Source organism: Tolypothrix campylonemoides VB511288_2 (genome assembly GCF_045999855.1).
Taxonomy (GTDB): domain Bacteria; phylum Cyanobacteriota; class Cyanobacteriia; order Cyanobacteriales; family Nostocaceae; genus Scytonema; species Scytonema bouteillei_A.
In genome coordinates this window covers 43,641-63,135 of record NZ_JBFPMW010000011.1, presented here as the reverse complement: position 1 = coordinate 63,135, position 19,495 = coordinate 43,641, and the positions used below count along the sequence as shown (strand labels likewise).

General features: G+C 40.6%; 13 protein-coding genes and 2 tRNA genes. 8 read left to right on the top strand and 7 right to left on the bottom strand.

The genetic code is table 11. The features are described 5' to 3' along the window. The first annotated feature begins 428 nt into the window (after window positions 1-428). Both AB0756_RS27770 and AB0756_RS27765 read left to right on the top strand, forming a co-directional pair. Window positions 429-3,161: a PAS domain S-box protein gene (locus AB0756_RS27770; protein WP_237265866.1), complete on the top strand. Its 2,733-nt coding sequence runs from the start codon at window positions 429-431 to the stop codon at window positions 3,159-3,161. A 36-nt stretch (window positions 3,162-3,197) separates the two neighbouring features. Then, window positions 3,198-3,986 (top strand): FHA domain-containing protein, encoded by a 789-nt coding sequence (locus tag AB0756_RS27765; RefSeq protein ID WP_038075185.1) that lies wholly within the window; start codon window positions 3,198-3,200, stop codon window positions 3,984-3,986. Window positions 3,987-4,097: 111 nt separating this feature from the next. Here the strand turns inward: AB0756_RS27765 and AB0756_RS27760 are convergent, their stop codons facing one another. Further along, a complete protein-coding gene (locus AB0756_RS27760) occupies window positions 4,098-6,248 on the bottom strand; it encodes an FAD/NAD(P)-binding protein (RefSeq protein ID WP_038075269.1) in 2,151 nt (716 codons plus the stop codon). A 723-nt stretch (window positions 6,249-6,971) separates the two neighbouring features. Here AB0756_RS27760 and AB0756_RS27755 point away from each other — a divergent pair. Continuing rightward, window positions 6,972-7,631, top strand: a complete 660-nt coding sequence (locus AB0756_RS27755; protein WP_038075188.1) for a class I SAM-dependent methyltransferase — start codon at window positions 6,972-6,974, stop codon at window positions 7,629-7,631. Between the two features lie 189 nt (window positions 7,632-7,820). Here the strand turns inward: AB0756_RS27755 and trhO are convergent, their stop codons facing one another. Then, window positions 7,821-8,717: an oxygen-dependent tRNA uridine(34) hydroxylase TrhO gene (gene trhO, locus AB0756_RS27750; RefSeq protein ID WP_038075191.1), complete on the bottom strand. Its 897-nt coding sequence runs from the start codon at window positions 8,715-8,717 to the stop codon at window positions 7,821-7,823. A gap of 85 nt (window positions 8,718-8,802) precedes the next feature. Between trhO and AB0756_RS27745 the strand changes: the two genes are divergently transcribed. Then, window positions 8,803-8,875 (top strand) — tRNA-Ala (locus AB0756_RS27745). 40 nt (window positions 8,876-8,915) lie between these two features. Here AB0756_RS27745 and AB0756_RS27740 read toward each other — a convergent pair. The 3 genes from AB0756_RS27740 to AB0756_RS27730 form a co-directional block, all read right to left on the bottom strand. After that, window positions 8,916-9,311 carry a 6-pyruvoyl trahydropterin synthase family protein gene (locus tag AB0756_RS27740; protein WP_038075194.1) on the bottom strand — a complete coding sequence of 132 codons (396 nt, stop codon included), beginning with the start codon at window positions 9,309-9,311 and terminating at the stop codon, window positions 8,916-8,918. Window positions 9,312-9,552: 241 nt separating this feature from the next. Continuing rightward, window positions 9,553-10,122 carry an SH3 domain-containing protein gene (locus AB0756_RS27735; protein WP_038075197.1) on the bottom strand — a complete coding sequence of 190 codons (570 nt, stop codon included), beginning with the start codon at window positions 10,120-10,122 and terminating at the stop codon, window positions 9,553-9,555. A 141-nt stretch (window positions 10,123-10,263) separates the two neighbouring features. Next, window positions 10,264-10,336, bottom strand: a tRNA-Val gene (locus AB0756_RS27730). 89 nt (window positions 10,337-10,425) lie between these two features. Between AB0756_RS27730 and AB0756_RS27725 the strand changes: the two genes are divergently transcribed. Next, window positions 10,426-11,088 (top strand): metal-binding protein, encoded by a 663-nt coding sequence (locus AB0756_RS27725; protein ID WP_050045682.1) that lies wholly within the window; start codon window positions 10,426-10,428, stop codon window positions 11,086-11,088. Window positions 11,089-11,162: 74 nt separating this feature from the next. Beyond that, window positions 11,163-11,981 carry a nucleoside triphosphate pyrophosphohydrolase gene (mazG, locus tag AB0756_RS27720; protein ID WP_038075200.1) on the top strand — a complete coding sequence of 273 codons (819 nt, stop codon included), beginning with the start codon at window positions 11,163-11,165 and terminating at the stop codon, window positions 11,979-11,981. Between the two features lie 147 nt (window positions 11,982-12,128). On the opposite strand, the gene AB0756_RS27715 is transcribed toward mazG, so the two are convergent. Beyond that, on the bottom strand, window positions 12,129-13,601 hold the full coding sequence (locus AB0756_RS27715) for an aldehyde dehydrogenase family protein (RefSeq protein ID WP_038075203.1): 1,473 nt from the start codon (window positions 13,599-13,601) through the stop codon (window positions 12,129-12,131). Window positions 13,602-13,719: 118 nt separating this feature from the next. Between AB0756_RS27715 and AB0756_RS27710 the strand changes: the two genes are divergently transcribed. Together AB0756_RS27710 and AB0756_RS27705 are read left to right on the top strand one after the other, a co-directional pair. Then, the gene (locus tag AB0756_RS27710; protein WP_038075274.1) at window positions 13,720-15,009 is read left to right on the top strand and encodes a glutamate-5-semialdehyde dehydrogenase; all 1,290 of its coding nucleotides are present in this window, start codon (window positions 13,720-13,722) and stop codon (window positions 15,007-15,009) included. Between the two features lie 272 nt (window positions 15,010-15,281). Next, on the top strand, window positions 15,282-17,807 hold the full coding sequence (locus AB0756_RS27705) for a PAS domain S-box protein (RefSeq protein WP_038075206.1): 2,526 nt from the start codon (window positions 15,282-15,284) through the stop codon (window positions 17,805-17,807). A gap of 102 nt (window positions 17,808-17,909) precedes the next feature. On the opposite strand, the gene AB0756_RS27700 is transcribed toward AB0756_RS27705, so the two are convergent. Further along, window positions 17,910-19,334 carry an isochorismate synthase gene (locus AB0756_RS27700; RefSeq protein WP_038075209.1) on the bottom strand — a complete coding sequence of 475 codons (1,425 nt, stop codon included), beginning with the start codon at window positions 19,332-19,334 and terminating at the stop codon, window positions 17,910-17,912. Between the last annotated feature and the right edge of the window lie 161 nt (window positions 19,335-19,495).

The following is a 19,495-nucleotide window of genomic DNA, read 5'->3' as shown; positions in this document are numbered from 1 at the left end:
GACTTCATTCAAAGAATCAACCTTGAGTGTTTCCACAAATAAAGAAGAGTATTTTTATATGAAGAAATAAAATTACTATTTGTCAGTATGTTCTCGATCGTAAATTTTTTGTAAAATTTCGTATTTAAATTTAATATTTTAAACGATCGTTTTTCAATCTATTTGGGGAAACCTGTATTTAGCGAGGATGGAATACAATACTTTTCGGTTATAATTCGATCCCCCCCCAACCCCTACAAAAGGGGTGGTAGGGGGATATTCTCAGCTTTGTATATATTCGACCGAGCAGTATTGAGATGAAATACACTTTTTACATAAGTTTGGTTGTGTTTAAGAGCTTTTAGTTTCTGAAACATTAAAATGCCCAAACAAGATAACTAAAGTCCGCTATATGCGGGCTTTTTGATTACTAGAAATGGATTTATAAAATGCAAAAAACTAGTATGAGTGATGGTAAAGATACAAAGAAGAACTACTTGCAATTCTTCTTACAATCTAACGAGTTACTATGTATTGCTAGTTTTAATGGGTATTTCCAGTCCTTAAATCCAGTTTGGACAAAAACTTTTGGTTGGTCAGAACAGGAATTCAAAAATCAACCGTTTATTGATTTTGCTCATCCAGAAGACTTTGATACTTGTCTTAATGCTTATTCTAAACTTGTGTCGGGAGCGGAAGTCATTGGTTTAGAAAGTCGTTTTTTGTGTCGGAATGGCTCTTATAAATGGCTGTCATGGAATGCGACTGTATCTGGTGATGAACGATTGATTTATGCAGTTGCTCGGGACATTACTGCTTGCAAAGAAAGTGAAATATTACAACAACAGTATATTAAGGAGTTAGAAGCTTTAAAATTCGCTTTAAATATTCATTCGTTGGTAGCTATTACGGATAACCAGGGCAAAATAACTTACGCAAATGAAAAATTTTGCGAAGTCTCTCAATATTCAAAGGAAGAATTAATAGGACAAGATCACCGTATTGTTAATTCTGGCTATCACTCTCAAGAATTTTTTGAAAATTTATGGAGAACAATTTCTCAGGGAAATATTTGGAAAGGAGAAATTAAAAACAAAGCCAAGAATGGCACTTATTACTGGGTAGATACTCTGATTGTGCCATTTTTAAATAAAATGGGAAAACCCTATCAATATGTGGCAATTCGTACAGATATTACACAGCGGAAACTTTCAGAACTAGCTTTGCTAGAGCGATCGCGTTTATCATTGCTAAGTGCGGAAATTAGCTTAGCCCTCTCACAAAGCAGTTCCCTTCCTGAAATCCTTCAAAGTTGTACAAAAACTTTGTCTCAGTATTTAGATATTGCTTTTGTTTGTATCTGGACTTTTGAGAATCAGACACATCAGATCCAATTACAAGCAGGTGTCCGATGTACGGATAGGATTTGTCAAACGTTAACCAACAGTCAAGATTTTCCAGAGCATGCGGTTTTAGCAAACAGCATCATTGGTTTAATGACAAAAAACAATCAAGCTCTTTTTAATGAAGAAGTTACGATAAAAAATGAAGAAAGTTTTATAGAGCCTTTTTTATCCAGTTTTCTTTTGGCTGCCTATCCGTTAATTATAGAGCAGCAAACTATTGGAATTATTGCTTTGTTTAACCAAGAGTTATTTACAAACTCAACTCATAATTTATTAAATTGGATTGCCAATAATATTGCAGTAGCCATCGATCGCATATGGGCGCGAGAAGAACTTTTGAGCCGCCGGGAAGCTTTATTGCTAAGGCTCGCCAATCAAATACGAAATTCACTAGATCTCGATACAATTATGGCAACAGCTGTTTGTGAAATTCGCAGCTTATTGCAAATCGATCGTTGCTGTTTTCTCCGATATTTGCCAAACTTACCTCAGCCAACATTGACTATTACCCATGAAGCTCGAAATCCCGAATTAATCACTATGTTGGGTGATATTCCACCACAAAAAAATTCTTTTTTAGTCAATATATTGCTGAATGAGGAATTACTTTGTATTGATTCTACCAACAAAATATGCTTGCTAGATTGCAATACCCAAGAATTTTTCGCCAAATTTAACATAAAGTCTCAACTTTTACTACCAGTTAAGTGTAAGTCAGGTGACTTTGGAGCCATTGTTTGCAGTCATAGTTGCGAGAAACGGACTTGGAGTCATAGCGAAATTAGTTTGTTACAAGCTGTGACGGATCAATTAGCAATTGCGATCGATCATGCCCAACTCTACAGGGAAAGCCGTGCAGCTACTTTAGCTGCCCAAACTCATGCAGAAAAACTTGCGGAAACTTTGCAAAAGTTACAGGAAACTCAAGCGCAACTGATTCAACATGAAAAGATGTCTAGCTTGGGACAACTTGTAGCGGGAGTTGCACATGAAATTAATAATCCAGTGAGTTTTATTCACGGCAATATTACCCATGCAAGTGAATATATACAGGATTTGTTAGAGCTATTAAAACTTTATCACCAACATTATCCTTATCCCGCGCCTGAGATTCAATCTTTTTGTAAAGAAATCGAAATAGAATTTCTTGCTGATGACTTAGGCAAAATCCTATCTTCTATGAAAATAGGGACTAATCGTATCCGCGAGATTGTTCTTAGTTTGAGAAATTTTTCCCGTCTTGATGAAGCGGCAAAAAAGCCAGTCGATATTCACGAAGGTATAGAAAATACACTGTTGATTTTACAACACCGATTGCAATCTAGTAAATGCTGTATTTCTATTGTTAAACAATACGGTGATTTACCTTTAGTGGACTGTTATCCAGGTCAATTGAATCAAGTTTTTATGAATATTTTGACTAATGCAATTGATGCTTTAGAAGAGGGATTGGGGAGAGCAGAATTTCCTCTGGAGAGCGGGGATAACCGCGACTCGGAACTTCGAGTCCCCACAATTTACATTAGCACCGCAGTTGGAAGTAACAATTTTGCCCTGATTCAGATTGTTGATAATGGCTTTGGAATGACGGAAGATACCAGAAAACGATTGTTCGATCCCTTTTTTACAACAAAACCTGTAGGTAAGGGAACGGGGCTGGGGTTATCAATCAGTTACCAAATTATTGTAGAAAAGCATGGCGGAAGTTTGAAATGTATATCAGAACCTGGTAAAGGTACAGAGTTTTTGATTCAGATTCCCATTAGCTCGAATTAGAATGGCAGAAGAAGAAATATTTTTAAACAAGAAGGTATGCAAAATTTAAGCACATCCCAAACAACAGCGCTAGGTTTCGAGCTTTTTCACGTTCAAACGGATACACCTTTTGAGTTACCCCCAAATCTTGCTGTCATTCGTGTTGGCAAGCAAAATGAGCAAATTGCACCGGATATTAATGTTACATTCTTACCTGATGCCGATATTGTTTCTCGGTTGCATTTAGAAATTCAAGTAGAAGAAAATACTTATTATATTACCGATATCGGTAGTTCTAACGGTACATTTCTTAATGGAGTGAAGTTAGAACCAAGAAAGCGTTACCTCCTTCAAGTGGGAGACAAAATCAACCTCGGACAGGAAGAAAAAGTTACATTTATATTTCAGTATAAACAAAATCTGATTGTTCCCTCTAATGCTCCCATTAGTAAACCTACAGTGCTCCAACCCGAAATCGTACATAATTCTCAACTCCCTCAAGTCGATCGCAACAGCAAACTTGCAGGTGCGGGTTTGATGCTTATCGGTATTTTATTATTTGCAGCTAACACGCAAATTGGTATTTTCATACGTATTCCATCCGTTTTGCTGCTAGTAGTAGGAGCAGCGCTTGTGTTATGGCGTCGCGATTACCGCACTATAGGATGGGTTTTGATAGGGCTTGGAGTTGCAGTTATGATTTTCACAGGGAATTTATTTGCATCTTTCAATCTTTTAGCTATCCTTTTCGCCTCTGCTTTGTTTGCTGCAGGGTATCAGTTATTTAAAACTGGTAAAGTTTTGAATTATAGTTTGCAGTCTGTTAGGGAATTAGTCAAACGCTAAAAGGATAAAAAACTTCTCCATATAAATTCCCTCTTTTTCTGGTTCTTTCAGTTTCTTGTTCCCAGGTAGAACCTGGGAACGAGAGTCAAGCCTGAGTACAGGAGTGTCTGTTTAAATTTGGTAGTCCCACATTGAAATTTTGCCACAAAATTGATTTGCAGGTACAGCAGCCAACATTTTCTTAGGATAGGGAAGATTCAGGTTATTCATGAGTTCAATAAACTGCTTGCGGCTGCGTCCGGCAAAACGCGGGTTCCAAGATTTTTCTTCTCCGATGGTAGATACTGTTCGTCCTTGATAGTCATGACCGGGATACACGAAAGTCTCTTCCGGTAAGGCAAACAGCTTTTGAGTTACAACATCATACAACAATCCCGCATCACCGTTTTGAAAGTCGGTACGACCGCAACCTCGGATAAACAAAGCATCTCCACTTAACAAATGAGTTCCATTCACGAGATATGCCATATGACTATCTGTGTGTCCCGGTGTTGCGATCGCTTGAATTCTCACACTCCCCAATTCCAGTATCGCCCTATCTGCAATATAGCTGTCTGCACCGATGGTCGCAGCTTTTTCAGGGACAATACTCAAACAACCCGTCAATTCTCTCAATTTATCTGACCCGGTTATGTGGTCTGCATGAATGTGGGTCTCCAGACAGTAACGTAAAGTCAATCCCAATTCTCGCAAGATTTGAAGGTCGCGTTCGACTTGTTCCAACACGGAATCTATCAGGATAGCTTCTTTCGTTTCTGGGTCGGCAATGAGGTAAGTATAAGTACTTGACTCTTTATCAAACAATTGGCGAAATAGCATAACAGGTTTCGGCAACTTGCTTACTTCAATAGCAGGATAAAGTTTGGAATCGAGAGATTTCAGTAACTCCTGAGCTAAAGAAACTGCCTGAACTCGAATTTCTGGAACAGCAGTTGTTTCCCAAAGATTTCCCTTACGGGGTGTTCCTAACGTATACAAAAGTTCGGAAACATTGCCATCAGCATCAATGAGAGCACCGTTAGCAGCAGTATCAATACCGATAGACAGGGTGCTCGAACGGAATAGCCTTTGTTCTTGAAGGCTCGAAAGCAACGGATGCTGCAATCTGCGGTAGTTGCAGTTTGAACCGGTACAGTTCACTATTCTGCTTACCTGTAGAACAATATCTGCACTTGTTCCCCGTTCGCGAATGGTTACATTCACTCCCTTCTCAAACTCTTGGCAAGTTTGAATCCGACCTCCGTAGTGGCGTAATTGACCGGACTGAACGGCTGTATCTAAAACTTCTGCAATTTCTTCAGCAATCCGATGGCGGTGAACTTCCCAGTAAGCTTTCACGTGGCGGAGAAACCTTTTCTGTTCTTTAAATGGAAGTGCTTGCCAGAGTTCTTGAGTGACCGGACGGAGAGCATCAATGACTCCACGCCAGTCTTGTCCTCGATCGCTCGCGACTTTTACTTCCTGACGTACCAAGTGGAACAGCCCTCTTGCAGTTTTTGGAGCAGTTTCCAAATTGAGAAATGCTGCGTAAGGAGTTGTTGGTTTGTGATGACAGGGCATTAAGCCATGGCGGGAGACTGCGTGAATCTGTCCTTTAAATCCTTGTTGGTGCAGCGCAACAACTGCATCTGCCATAGTCAGCCCAGTTCCCACTAGCAAAATTGAATCTTCTGGGCTGAGATTTGCGATCGCATCTTCAGCCCAAGCATCTTTAACATAGGGATTGGGGTTACCCAAAGCAGCAATTGGTTCGGGTAAAGAAGCAGGAAAATTACCCAAAGCAAGCACAGCCTTTTGTACCTGCAAACGCCTGCCATTATTCAAGTACACTCGAACGCTATAAGTTGTTGTATCAATATAGATAGCTTCACCAACAATCCTTTCAAACTCGACCCCAGCTTGAGCCTTTGCCTGTGCTTCTTGCAAAATTGCTTGGATATAACTTCCATAAACAGTACGCGGTACAAATGTCGATGCAGTGACTTGTTCGTACCCATTTGCGTGTAGCCATTTCAAGAAATGATCTGATTCATCTGGAAATGCACTCATCTTACCTGCAGGAACGTTCAGCAAATGACAATCAACTCGCGTACCATATGCGACCCCTTTACCTATTTCACAATTGCGTTCAATTAATTTTATAGAAATCGGTATTGTTGCATTACGCAAAAGATTAGCAGCCACAAGAGAACCACTTAAACCGCCTCCAATAATAGCTATTGTTTGTGGAGAAACACTTTGATTTAAAATAGACTTATACATAGGAAAAACTAAATTTATTTGGTGTATATCTACAAAATTTAGTCCATCCCTTCCGTAAATGTCCATGCTTTTCTCCTGGGTATAAGTACAAATCAAATTTAAACCCCACTTAAACAACCGAAAAACTCGGAATTTCCATTGAGTCTTTAATATGTTGAAATCGCATCATCTCAAACCCAGATAAAATAAGTATTTAAGAATTTAATGTGCCTTCTTGTCCAACTAATCCGATACGAATAGTGTTGTTTTAAAATTACCTATTATGAGTCATTTTTTTACGGAAATTTTTCTTAACTCATTGTTATGATTTCCTGACAAAACTAGAAAATCTGCTGCTCTCTAGGGACTCGCAGTCGTTAAAAAAATTACTTTTGAAGCGCAGAGGTACAGAGAACACAGAGGAAAAATGATTTACTCGCCAACCATGATTAGATAGCAACTCTTCTTCTCTTCATTTCTTCGTTTCTTCTAAGGAGTGAGAAAATTTTATAATTCCAATAACGATTCTATTTAATTTGCAGGAAATCTCCCAATGAATGCACATTGCTCTCATTCATAGAATTCTGAGACTATACAAACAAAGTTCCTCCCGTGGGAAACTCCCTTACAAGGCTCGATTCACTACCTGCGCGGATTCATTACAACACAAGATCTGAAACCCACTTAGGTGAGTTTTGCGTGTATAGCCTCAATTACGTACCTTCTCAAATATTCTCTAACAATATGACAAATCAAACACTTGGACTCGAAAAAAATCTGTATGAGTACTTATTATCAGTCTCCGTACAAGAACCAGAAATTTTAACACAACTGAGACAAGAAACAGCCCAGCACCCAATGAGCCAAATGCAAATTGCTCCAGAACAGGGACAGTTTCTCGCTTTACTGGTTCAGTTGATGAATGCAAAAAAAACATTAGATATAGGGGTATTTACTGGGTATAGTTCCCTAGTTGTTGCTCTAGCATTACCACCAGAAGGTAAAGTCGTGGCTTGTGATGTGAGTGAAGAGTATACAGCGATCGCACGTCGTTATTGGCAGCAAGCGGGTGTGGCAAATAAAATCGAGCTACATATAGCCCCAGCCATAGAGACATTAGATCGCTTGCGGGCGCAGGGAGAAACTTTTGATTTTGCCTTCATTGACGCAGACAAAAGTAACTATGACAATTACTACGAGCAAGCTTTACAGTTAGTGCGTCCCGGTGGGTTAATTGCCATTGATAATGTCTTGTGGTCGGGAAGAGTTGCAGATCCTCAAGTACAAGATAACAGAACAAATTATATGCGTACTTTTAATGAGAAATTGTATCGAGATTCAAGAGTCACAATTAGTTTAGTACCGATTGCTGATGGTTTAACTTTAGCACTGAAAAAAGGCTAATGGCTAATAGCTAATGGCTGATGGTTGATGGTTGACGGCTAATGATTAATATGCAGATGACATACGTGAAATACAATTTACAAAGCTGCATTAAAACCCTGCTGTTCGGTGAGTTTCCCGATGCGAAAAATACACAGGTGGGGAATAAAAACAATTAGCTATTAGCTATTAGCTATTAGCCATTAGCAATTAGCCATTAACACTCCTTCTATTTGCCAATTCTATTTGTCGCTGCTTTTCCATCTGACGTTCTTTTTTCCCCTCAGAAAGGGTTTCAAAACAGTGAGGACAGGAAATACCTTTTTCGTATTGAGGAGAAGTTTTGTCTGCTTCAGAGATGGGATGTCCGCAACTCGCACACAAATCGTAAGTTCCTGGTTCTAAAGCGTGACGAACAGCGATACGTTCGTCAAAAACAAAACATTCGCCTTCCCACAAACTTTCAGATTCTGGGACTTCCTCTAAGTATTTCAGAATTCCGCCTTTTAAGTGATAAACTTCTTTAAATCCCTGAGAAATCATAAAGGAAGAGGCTTTTTCGCAACGAATTCCACCCGTACAAAACAAAGCCACTTTTTTGTGTTGCTTGGGATCTAGCTGATGAAAAACATATTCTGGAAATTCGCGGAATGACTTTGTGTTGGGATTTTGTGCTTTTTGGAAAGTACCAATGCTGACCTCGTAGTCATTGCGCGTGTCTATCACTGTGACTTCTGGATCGTTGAGGAGAGTATTCCAATCTTTAGGATCGACATAAGTACCAACTTGTTCGTTTGGATTGACTTCTGATAACCCGATGGTGACAATTTCTTTCTTCAGTCGCACTTTCATGCGTTGAAACGGGGGGGACTCTGCGTGTGATTCTTTATGTTCCAAATCTTCCAAGCGAGGATCGCTACGCAAAAAGGATAACACTGAATCGATCGCTTGACGAGAACCTGCGATCGTACCGTTAATGCCTTCTGGTGCTAGCAGAATCGTCCCCTTAATATCATGTGCTTGACAAAAAGATAACAAAGGCTGTTGTTTCTCAGCAAAATCTGGCAAACTCACAAATTTATAAAGTGCAGCAACGACTAAAGACATTTTTTGATTAATCCCCTTTCCGCAAACCAGGAATTTAAGCTATGATACTTTTGTTGGTGTAAATTACTTACACTTCCTATCTTAAGGGGGTATAGCTCAGTTGGTAGAGCGCCTGCTTTGCAAGCAGGATGTCAGGAGTTCGAGTCTCCTTACCTCCATAGTTAGCGATCGCTAAACAATTATTGTCAAGCATATAATCTAGTCATCGTCGTCTTCGTATTCTGCCCATGAGTTTGGAGTCTCAGAGACTGCTACTTTGAGATGTACGCCGGGAGGGACTCTTTTTTTGGTTTCATCGTAAATATACTTGGCAATCATCTCAGCAGTTGTTTCATATTCTGGGGGTATGACTTCGTTAAGTACGCAGTGGTCAAGCCCTCCTTTTTTCACATCCTGTTTAGCCCAGCGTAAGGTTCTAAAATCAGCCACCATAACTTCATGGGGACAGTATTGCGAGGAGTGCAGTTTTGATGAAGTTGCTTCAATTTTTACTTTGTAAGTATGACCGTGCAATCGACCGCACGGTCCATCGTAGTCTCGTATGTAATGGGCGCTATCAAATGTAAATTCAGTGACCAATTTCCACTTTGGCATTCTTGTATCCTTTAATCATTGCCACTGGGTAATCGGGATTTACTGGATTCGGTATCAACTGTTGATTTTTACAATCTGCAAGTAAATCCAATTTTTCAAAAAATTACTTGACCAATTAATAGTTTAGTTCCCATAAAAAAAGCTTTATCAACTGTTATCTTTACCTCACATTTAATAATTATTGGTCTAGTTGCTACAATAGCTTTTTGATTTCCATCATTCGTATTGTGCAACTCTATTATTACACATCACAAAAAAGGTAATCTGAATTCACCCAACCTTCCAAACCACTCACCTTAGTGTTGGGACCATTAACCACACGGACGTAAACCCAAGGTTCCGCTCCCCACCTCAGCCATTTAACAACGTTGCCATTATTTAAACCAGCTTTTGATTTACCATTGGGTGTAGATCGTAAAGCTAACTGTCCCTGTGTAATATTTATGACTTTACAGGATTCTGGTGAAGATGCTGTTTTCTCATCACAAATCAAGTAATTGGAATTAACCCAACCTTCTAAACCGTTCACTTTAATATTGGGACCCCGAAGTACCCGAACGTAAACCCAAGGCTCGCTTCCTTGCCTTAATAATTGTACGCTATTGTTATTATTTAGACCTGCTCTTGACTTGCCATTAGGTTGAGAGCGTAAGGCTAGTTGACCTGTTTGAATATTAGTTACCGTGCAACTGGTTTGTTGAGCAAGAATTTTTTGATTTCCCATACCAGCAAAGGCAGTAGGAACAAAGTTAAAACTAGATAAAGATAAGGATATTAGAAATATCTTTAACAGAGAGGTTTGGTTTTTCATCGGTCATCAATCTCCACATCTCGGACAAGCACCGATCGTTAAGTCAAGCGCCATGCCTCCGAGAAAATTAACACCTCTTTAAACTAACTTCACTATGATTCCCTTGTACTCTGAGAATCTACGGAAATATAATAATGTAGATGGGCAGTACAGGACTCGAACCTGTGACATCCTGCTTGTAAGGCAGGCGCTCTACCAACTGAGCTAACCGCCCGTCGTGTTTTGACTCACAAGAACTAATGTTAGCACAGAAATTTTGAAAACGCGATAGTATTTTTGAGAAAATTTTTTCCACATATTCCTATGCCCTCTGGTCGGACTCACGATCGCATTACTCTATGGGCTTTGCCACTTGTGACAGGGGTGACTTTCTGGCAAACCAAAAGCGGTAACCTAACACTACTAGTAGCAGGAGGGTTTCTGTTTGGCGGACTGATGTTCGGTCCCGATTTAGATATTTACTCGCGCCACTACCAGCGCTGGGGATTTTTGCGTTTTATTTGGTTACCTTATCAAAAAAGTTTGCGTCATAGGTCATTCTTATCCCACGGTCCCATTATTGGTACAACACTGCGAGTTATCTATCTCAGCACCTTGGTAGCTATCTTAGGAATTTTGGTTATAGTAGTTGGCGAAAAGCTGTGGAATCTGCAGCTAGATTGGCAAATATTGCATAAGAATACAGCAAACACGCTATTCAATTACTCCAGAGAACTTCTAGCCCTATTCTTTGGGCTAGAAATAGGTGCTATGAGTCATTCTTTAAGCGATTGGAGTGGTTCGGCATACAAGCGAGTGAAAAAGCAAGGAGTCAGTGGATTGCTACCTCGTGGGAAAATGAAGAAAAGTAAAGTGAAAAGGGGTACGAGGAGACAAGGGGGAGCAGGGGATAAGGGGACACGGGGGACTAGGAAGAAAGGGAGCAGGGAAGCAGGGGAGCAGGGGAGCAGAGAAGCAAAGAAGTAGAGGAGCCTACCTTATCCTCGGTATCCTTCAATCCAAAATCTAAAATCCAAAATTTGTATAATCATTAACCAATTATGAAAAATTCTGACATATTAGCGGCTTTGCAAGAATTAATTGACGTGGTGGCAAAATTGCGATCGCCTGAAGGAGGTTGTCCTTGGGATTTGGAACAAACTCCCCAGACACTGACACCCTATGTAATAGAAGAAGCGTATGAAGTTGTAGATGCTATTAATAGTGGAGATAAAAACGCGATCGCTGAAGAATTGGGTGACTTACTTTTACAAGTGGTTTTGCAAGCTCAAATTGCCAGCGAATACCAACAATTTTCTCTAAAGGAAATTGCTGAAGGTATTTCACAAAAACTTATCCGCCGTCACCCTCATGTTTTTGGTGATATTTCGGTGCAAAACGTGGATGAGGTGCGGCAAAACTGGGAAAAAATCAAAGCTGAAGAAAAAGGAAAACCTGCTCCTGAAAGCCAAAAACTCAGTTACAAACTTCAAGGATATACACGCAAGCTACCCCCGTTAATGGCTACTATGAAGATTTCTCGCAAAGCAGCTGCTGTGGGGTTTGAGTGGGAAAACCTTGATGGAGTGTGGGATAAATTTAATGAGGAATTAGCAGAATTCAAAGAAGCTTTAGCCCACGAAACACCAGAAAGACAGCAAGAGGAATTAGGCGATTTGCTGTTTTCTATCGTCCAACTTGCTCGCTGGAATAATCTCGATCCTAGCGAAGCTTTGCAAGGGACAAACAGAAAATTTATTCAGCGCTTAGAACAAATGGAGGGATTTGCCAATCGTCCTCTCTCGGATTACACCCTAGAGGAATTAGAAGCTTTTTGGCAACAGGCTAAAGCAGTCGAGCGGATGGAGACTGGGGGTTAGGGACTGGGGACAGGGGAGACAAGGAAGAAAATTCTCCCTTGTCCCCAATTATATCAAATCCGTTTATAGCGGAATTATTTCTCTTTCCTCTCTCTCTGCGCTCTCTGCGTCTCTGCGGTTTTTTAATCGATGCTACCGGATTTGATATTACAACTTAATTGTCACCGTCTTAACCTCAGTGTATTGCTGCAAACCGTATTCACCGAGTTCGCGACCAATACCGGACTGCTTAAATCCACCAAAAGGTGCAGCAGCATCAAAAACGTCGTAGCAGTTTACCCAAACAGTACCCGCACGAACGTTGTTAGCTATGGCGTGTGCTTTGGTAATGTCCTTGGTCCATACAGCAGCTGCTAACCCATACATGGTGTTATTAGCTCGTTGAATAACTTCATCAATATCTTTGAATTTGATGATGCTCATGACCGGACCAAAGATTTCATCTCGAGCAATTTCCATGCGGTCTTGCACATCAGCAAAGATTGTTGGGGCGATAAAGTAACCTTTGTCACCCACTTGGTTCCCACCACATAGCATTCGAGCACCTTCTCGCATTCCCGCTTCTATGTAATGCATCACTTTGTTGAACTGTTCTTTATCTACCTGCGGACCTTGTTTGGTATTGAGGTCGAAGGGATTACCGACAGTGCGCTGTTTTGCGCGTTCGACACTCTTGGCTACGAACTCGTCATAACATTTTTCTTCAACAAAGAGTCGCGACCCTGCAACACAGCACTGTCCTTGGTTAAAGAATAGAGCATTATGAGCGCCTTCTATAGCCTCATCCATGTCAGCATCGGCAAAAACTATATTGGGGCTTTTACCGCCGAGTTCCAGAGTCACTCGTTTGAGGTTACTCTTTGCGGCTGCTTCCATCACCAAATGCCCTACTTCAGTCGAGCCAGTAAAGGCAACTTTGTCAATATCCATATGGTGGGAAATTGCAGCACCTGCAGTTGGACCGTATCCCGAAAGAATATTCACAACACCAGGGGGGAAACCAGCTTCAATCATGAGTTCGCCCAGTCGCAATGCTGACAGTGGTGTTTGTTCGGCTGTTTTCATAACCACTGTATTGCCGGTTGCCAAAGCGGGTCCTAATTTCCAAGCCTGCATGAGGAGTGGAAAGTTCCAAGGAATAATCTGACCTACCACACCGACTGGCTCGTGACGAGTGTAGCAAAAGTAAGGACCGTTGATGGGGATGGTTTTACCCTGGACTTTATCAGCCCAACCTGCAAAGTAACGATAGCAGGCGATGACTAATGGCAGGTCAGCATTCATCGACTCTGAAATAGGCTTACCATTGTCTAATGTCTCCAACTGCGCCAGCTCTTCTTTGTTCTGCTCGATTAAGTCAGCCAGTTTGTAAAGTAACTCGCCGCGACGAGTTGCGGACATTGTACGCCATTCTCCCTTGTTGAAAGCAGCACGAGCCGCATGCACTGCTTTATCTACATCTGCTGCATCTGCCTCTGCTACACTGCAAATCACGTCACCCGTAGCAGGGTTAATTGTTTCAAAACGCTTACCGCTAATACTTTCTACCCATTCGTTATTAATCAGCAGATTGGTTGGACCGATTTTGACCTGGTTGTCTAGTTTGAGTGCTGTAACCATCGGGTCCTCCTATAAGCTAAGCTTTTATTAGAGATGTGTTTAAATCTACCTTATATGTTGCTTGGTACGTGGCGTACCAGGTGGCTTTCTTTATGTAATTTTATGGTTTGCTTTACATATGGAAAACATAATTGCAGTTGCTCAAAAAACAAGACGGGCTGCACTCAAACTAGCAGTGCTTTCAACAGAGGCAAAAAATCAAGCAATAGAGGCGATCGCACAAGCTTTAGAATCGGCAAAAGATGAGATTTTGCAAGCAAATCTTGCTGATTGTGAAACATCTATTGCTGAGGGAATTGCTGAGCCTCTCTACAAACGTCTCAAGTTAGACGAACACAAATTAAGAGATGCGATCGCGGGTGTTAGAGATGTCGGTAAATTAGCCGATCCGGTGGGTACCGTACAAATTCACCGCGAAATCGATACGGGTTTAATCCTCAAGCGATTAACTTGTCCTTTGGGAGTCCTAGGGATCATTTTTGAAGCACGTCCGGAAGCTGCTATTCAAATTGTTTCCCTAGCTATCAAATCAGGGAATGGCGTTATTCTTAAAGGTGGAAAAGAAGCCGTTCGTTCTTGTGAAACAATAGTTAAAGCAATTAAACAAGGATTATCTCAAACTGCAGTCAATCCAGATGCAGTCCAGTTGTTAACAACAAGAGAAGAAATTTTGCAACTTTTGAAATTAGATAAATATGTCGATTTAATTATTCCTAGAGGTTCTAACTCGTTTGTCCGTTTTGTTCAAGATAACACGCGCATTCCCGTTCTCGGTCATGCTGATGGGGTTTGTCATCTTTATATAGATAAAGCAGCGGACCTAGAAAAAGCTGTTGCTATTACAGTAGATGCAAAAACGAACTATCCAGCTGCTTGTAATGCAATTGAAACTTTACTCGTTCATGCCAATATTGCCCCAAAGGTATTACCACAAATAAGTGAAGCTTTGCAACACCTTAAGGTAGAACTAAGAGGGGATGAACGCACGCGCCAAATTCTACCTAATATCTTAGAAGCAACCGAGCAGGACTGGGAAACAGAATATAATGCTCTGATTTTATCAATTAAGATTGTAGATTCCTTAGAAGAAGCAATTGCTCATATAAACGAGTATGGTTCCAAACACACTGATGGAATTGTTTCTGAAGACGAAGAAGCCGCTCAAACATTCTTAGCATTGGTAAATGCTGCAGGAGTTTACCACAACTGTTCGACCCGCTTTGCAGATGGCTTCCGTTACGGTTTTGGTGCAGAGGTTGGAATTAGCACTCAACAAATGCCACCTCGAGGTCCTGTTGGGTTAGAAGGTTTGGTGACTTATAAGTATCAAATGAGCGGTAACGGTCAGATTGCAGCTACTTATACGGGAGCAAACGCTAAAGCCTTTACCCATAGGGATTTGCTATAGAAGATTTTTGTGGTTACAATAATACCAAGTACTTGTTGTTATTTTGTTACACAGTGTAAGAAGACAACCAGGGAAATAGGGTCTGAGAACTCCTATTGAGTTTTTGAAATCTACGTATGGTGGATAATGCCCACCATATGTTGCTTTTGTGCGGCACGATCTTACCTACGGTACAGAAATATTTTTCGCCGAACAATTTCAGGATTATAATACCATTTTTAATTTTTTTTAACATTAAGTTTTAATAAGCCTTGGTGTGAGTCGTCAATGCAATGAGAGATGAAGATAAGACAAAAGAGCAGTTAATTCAAGAAATTGCTGAACTGCGACAACGTGTTTCAAGCTTAGAAACATTAGCAACTCAACAGCAGAAAGCAGAAACGGTATTGTACGATCGCGCTCAAAGGCAAGTTCAAAGAGAGCAAGCACTCAATCGAGTCATTCAAAGTATCCGCAACTCCTTAGATATAAAAACAATTTTTTCCACAGCAGCCCGTGAAATTGCTCACCTCATTCACGCCGATCGAGCAGAAATTGTACAATATTTACCAGAACGGCAACTGTGGTTAAACGTTACAGATTACCGCAAAAACCTAGATTTGCCAAGTGCTTTGGGATTGGAGATTCCCGATAGCTATAATGAAATTGCGTCTCGACTCAAGCGATTGGAAGTTGTTGTTATTGAAGATGCAAGCAGTAATTATATAGACGAAATCAACCGCAATTTTGCGGAGATTTACTCTGGAGCTTGGTTGCTAGTACCATTGCACGTTAACTCTTCAGTTTGGGGTAGTCTCAGCATAATACGCTCTTGCCAATCTTCCCCGTGGCAACAGGAAGACATAGAATTAACTTGCGCTGTAGCCGATCAGGTGGCGATCGCCATACAGCAATCAACCCTCTATGAACAAGTACAAAGCGAACTGCGAGAACGCAAACGAGCAGAAGCAGCAATTTACTTTCAAGCGCATTTATTATCAGCCGTAGAACAAGGAGTCATTGCCACCGACCTTGATGGCAAAATTATTTATTGGAATCGTTTTGCAGAAACTTTATATGGCTGGTCGGCACAAGAAGCGATCGGTCAAAATATTATGGATGTTGTTGTGACCGATACTTTACGAGAGCAAGGACTTAAAATTATGTCCGAGTTACAGCAAGGTAAAAGTTGGTCAGGCGAATTTCCCGTGCAGCGTCGAGATGGAACTCATTTCTGCGTACTAGTAACTGACGCCCCAATTTACGATGACCAAGGAGTCTTAATAGGAGTTGTTGGTGTTTCTACTGACATTAGCGAACGCAAACAAATAGAAGAGAAGATCCGCGAACAAGCTGCGTTGCTGGACATTGCCACAGATGCTATTTTAGTTCGAGACTTAAACCACAAAATTTTATTTTGGAACAAAAGTGCCGAGCGTCTTTATGGTTGGAAAGCACAAGAAGCTTTGGGACAAAATGCTCAAGTTTTTTTATATAGAGAAATACCGCTACAACTCCAAGAAGCAATCAATCAAGTTCACACAACAGGTGAGTGGTACGGTGAATTGAATAAAGTCCGAAAAGATGGTAAAGACATCATTGTAGAAAGCCGATGGACACTCGTGCGGGATGAAAGCGGTAATCCAAAATCTATCCTTACTGTTGACACCGACATTACAGAAAAGAAACAACTGCAAACTCAGTTTCTTCGCGCTCAGCGATTGGAAAGCCTTGGTACGCTTGCTAGCGGTATTGCCCATGACCTCAACAATATATTGTCTCCCATTCTCCTCTCCGCTCAAATTCTAAAAATGAAACTGGGCAATGAACAGCACAATCAGCTACTGGAAACTTTAGAACTGAATGCTCAACGTGGTGCAGATTTAGTCAAGCAAGTACTTTCCTTTGCGCGTGGCGTTGAAGGTCAGCGTACAGTATTACAGATGAAGCACTTGATCATAGAAATTCAGCAATTTGCCAAACAGACATTTCCTAAATCTATTCAATTTATTTGTAAAACAGCGTCAAACTTGTGGACTGTATATGGAGATGCAACACAGCTCTATCAGATGTTGATGAACTTAGTTATCAATTCTCGGGATGCAATGCCCAAAGGTGGTATTTTAGATATCTCGGCTGACAATTTTTTCATTGACGAAAACTATGCCAAGATGAATCTTGAGGCAACAGTTGGACCTCACATTGTTATCTCTATTAGAGATACAGGTACGGGTATGTCACCTGAAATCTTGGATAGAATTTTTGAACCTTTTTTCACCACCAAAGCCGTGGGACAGGGAACGGGGCTGGGTCTTTCAACTGTGCTCGGTATTGTGAAAAGTCATGGTGGTTTTATCAATGTTTCTAGTTCTGTTGGCAAAGGAACGGAATTTCAGGTTTTTTTAAAAGCCGTGATGGCAAATGAAATACAGTCAATAGAAAATTTGCCCCTACCCACGGGTAATGGAGAATTAATTTTGGTTGTAGATGACGAAGCCAAAATCCGAGACATTACCAAAACAGCATTAGAAAATTACAATTATAAAGTTCTTATTGCTAGTGATGGTATTGCAGCTATTTCAATGTATGCCCAAAATGTATCTGATATTCGCGTCGTCTTGTTAGATATGATGATGCCAACTCTGGATGGCATGACAACGATCCAAACTCTGAAAAAAATTAATCCGTCGGTCAAAATTATTGCTTCTAGCGGTCTTCAAGAAAATCAGCTAATTGCTGAATCTCTTGGTATTCACAAGTTTTTGCAAAAGCCATACACGATGAAGCAGTTGTTGCAAATAATACAAAATTTGCTTTGAAGGAGTTAGGGCGTGTTTTCAAGCGACTTGTTTAGCCTCCTGTTTTCCAGCTCCCCCTAAATCCATACAACGTTCTACAAGGCGGGAAACCCGCCCTAGCCCCTATACCAATGCTCTTAACAAAGCTTGTAACTTAAGCTGCACCTCTGCAAGTTCCTTGTCAGGATTGGAACCAGCAACAATACCAGCACCTGCATAAAGTCTAGCGCGATCGCCATCTATAAGTGCCGAGCGAATTCCTACAATAAACTCGCAGTTTCCTTCAGAGTCCACCCAACCTAATGGTGCTGCATACAATCCTCTTTCAAAGTTTTCATAACGGCGAATTTCACGACAAGCAATCTCTCTAGAAGCACCTGCAACGGCTGGTGTTGGATGCAATTGCGCGACTATGCTTAAGGGATGAACGTTATTAGGAACAATCGCATTTATGGGAGTCCATAAATGTTGAATGTTAGACAGTTGTCTCAAACGAGGTCTTAATACTTGGGGTAGTAAACCCAGTTGCGACAGCCGTTGTGTAATAAAATCAATCACTAGAGAGTGTTCGTGCCTTTCCTTTTCACTACTGAGCAAGCGACTGGCATTTACTGCATCTTCAGCTGGTGTTTTACCCCGTGGAGCAGAACCAGCAAGCGCATCAGTAATTAATTGCTGCTTGTCAATGCCTATCAAACGCTCTGGACTAGCTCCTATAAAGTTCTGTCCTTTTCCATTACTTATAGAAAAGATACAACAATTGGAATGCAGCTGTCGTAGATTATTTAAAGACTGTAGTAAGTTAAATCGAATACTGGCTCTAACATCTAGTGCATCTGCTAATACCACCTTTCTCAGACGCTTTGATTGAATACTTTCTAAAGCTCCCGATACCGAACGCTTAAACTGCTCTGGATTAGCGACATATTGTTGACTCAATTTTGGCTGTACTATTTTCAAAGGTAAAAAGCTATATTCTAGAGAATTAAGAGAACTGATGGTTTCCAGCTTACTCCACAAAACCTGTAATATTTTTTGAATATCCACGTTAGCATCCATCGGTATATTAGCAACAAATGTGTATCGATTGTTTTTAACAGCGACTTGCCAACAGGGAAGAAAAATAGTAGCAGATGGAAATGGATAATCAGCTTGACTGGGTTCTTCAAAGAAACTAAAACTACATAAGAACAGGGGTTTAGAAAAAGCTCGAGCAATTTCCGAAAAACAAACGGTTTTTTCCAGACAATCTTTGATAAAATCTTCTGACGCCTTGAAGCGGTTTTTGCCTGTTATTTCTAATTTAGCAGCAGCATCAAAAGACGCGATCGCTTCTTTTTTACTTTTATTCTCCCAATAAAAATTAATTTGCTGGGGTTGACCCAGTTTACTAAATACAACCAGAGGATCGACTGGGTCAATCTCTATCGAAACACTAGCAATTTGGGTGCAATTCTTCCTTAGGCAATTTTGCTGAATCGCCCAAAGAAAGTGGTATAGCTCCTTATTGTATACAAAAAAGTCAGCGCGACATTGTGAAACTGTCATGATCTAAAAATAGTAAATTTTTTTGAAGTTATCTTCCAAAAGAGTCATAAATCATGGTCGTATTTCTACAGGTAACACAAACAGACCCTTTTAACCAGAGTGAGTTTTGCAAAGTTGTAGTTTTGCAAAAACTTGCCTGCAATGTCCAGTTTCTGCTGTAA

What these genes read in the sequence shown, in the direction of transcription:
- AB0756_RS27770 (WP_237265866.1), top strand. Translation starts at nt 429, where the DNA reads ATGCAAAAAACTAGTATGAGTGATGGTAAAGATACAAAGAAGAACTAC.
- AB0756_RS27765 (WP_038075185.1), top strand. Translation starts at nt 3,198, where the DNA reads ATGCAAAATTTAAGCACATCCCAAACAACAGCGCTAGGTTTCGAGCTT.
- AB0756_RS27760 (WP_038075269.1), bottom strand. Translation starts at nt 6,248, where the DNA reads ATGTATAAGTCTATTTTAAATCAAAGTGTTTCTCCACAAACAATAGCT.
- AB0756_RS27755 (WP_038075188.1), top strand. Translation starts at nt 6,972, where the DNA reads ATGACAAATCAAACACTTGGACTCGAAAAAAATCTGTATGAGTACTTA.
- trhO (WP_038075191.1), bottom strand. Translation starts at nt 8,717, where the DNA reads ATGTCTTTAGTCGTTGCTGCACTTTATAAATTTGTGAGTTTGCCAGAT.
- AB0756_RS27740 (WP_038075194.1), bottom strand. Translation starts at nt 9,311, where the DNA reads ATGCCAAAGTGGAAATTGGTCACTGAATTTACATTTGATAGCGCCCAT.
- AB0756_RS27735 (WP_038075197.1), bottom strand. Translation starts at nt 10,122, where the DNA reads ATGAAAAACCAAACCTCTCTGTTAAAGATATTTCTAATATCCTTATCT.
- AB0756_RS27725 (WP_050045682.1), top strand. Translation starts at nt 10,426, where the DNA reads ATGCCCTCTGGTCGGACTCACGATCGCATTACTCTATGGGCTTTGCCA.
- mazG (WP_038075200.1), top strand. Translation starts at nt 11,163, where the DNA reads ATGAAAAATTCTGACATATTAGCGGCTTTGCAAGAATTAATTGACGTG.
- AB0756_RS27715 (WP_038075203.1), bottom strand. Translation starts at nt 13,601, where the DNA reads ATGGTTACAGCACTCAAACTAGACAACCAGGTCAAAATCGGTCCAACC.
- AB0756_RS27710 (WP_038075274.1), top strand. Translation starts at nt 13,720, where the DNA reads ATGGAAAACATAATTGCAGTTGCTCAAAAAACAAGACGGGCTGCACTC.
- AB0756_RS27705 (WP_038075206.1), top strand. Translation starts at nt 15,282, where the DNA reads ATGAGAGATGAAGATAAGACAAAAGAGCAGTTAATTCAAGAAATTGCT.
- AB0756_RS27700 (WP_038075209.1), bottom strand. Translation starts at nt 19,334, where the DNA reads ATGACAGTTTCACAATGTCGCGCTGACTTTTTTGTATACAATAAGGAG.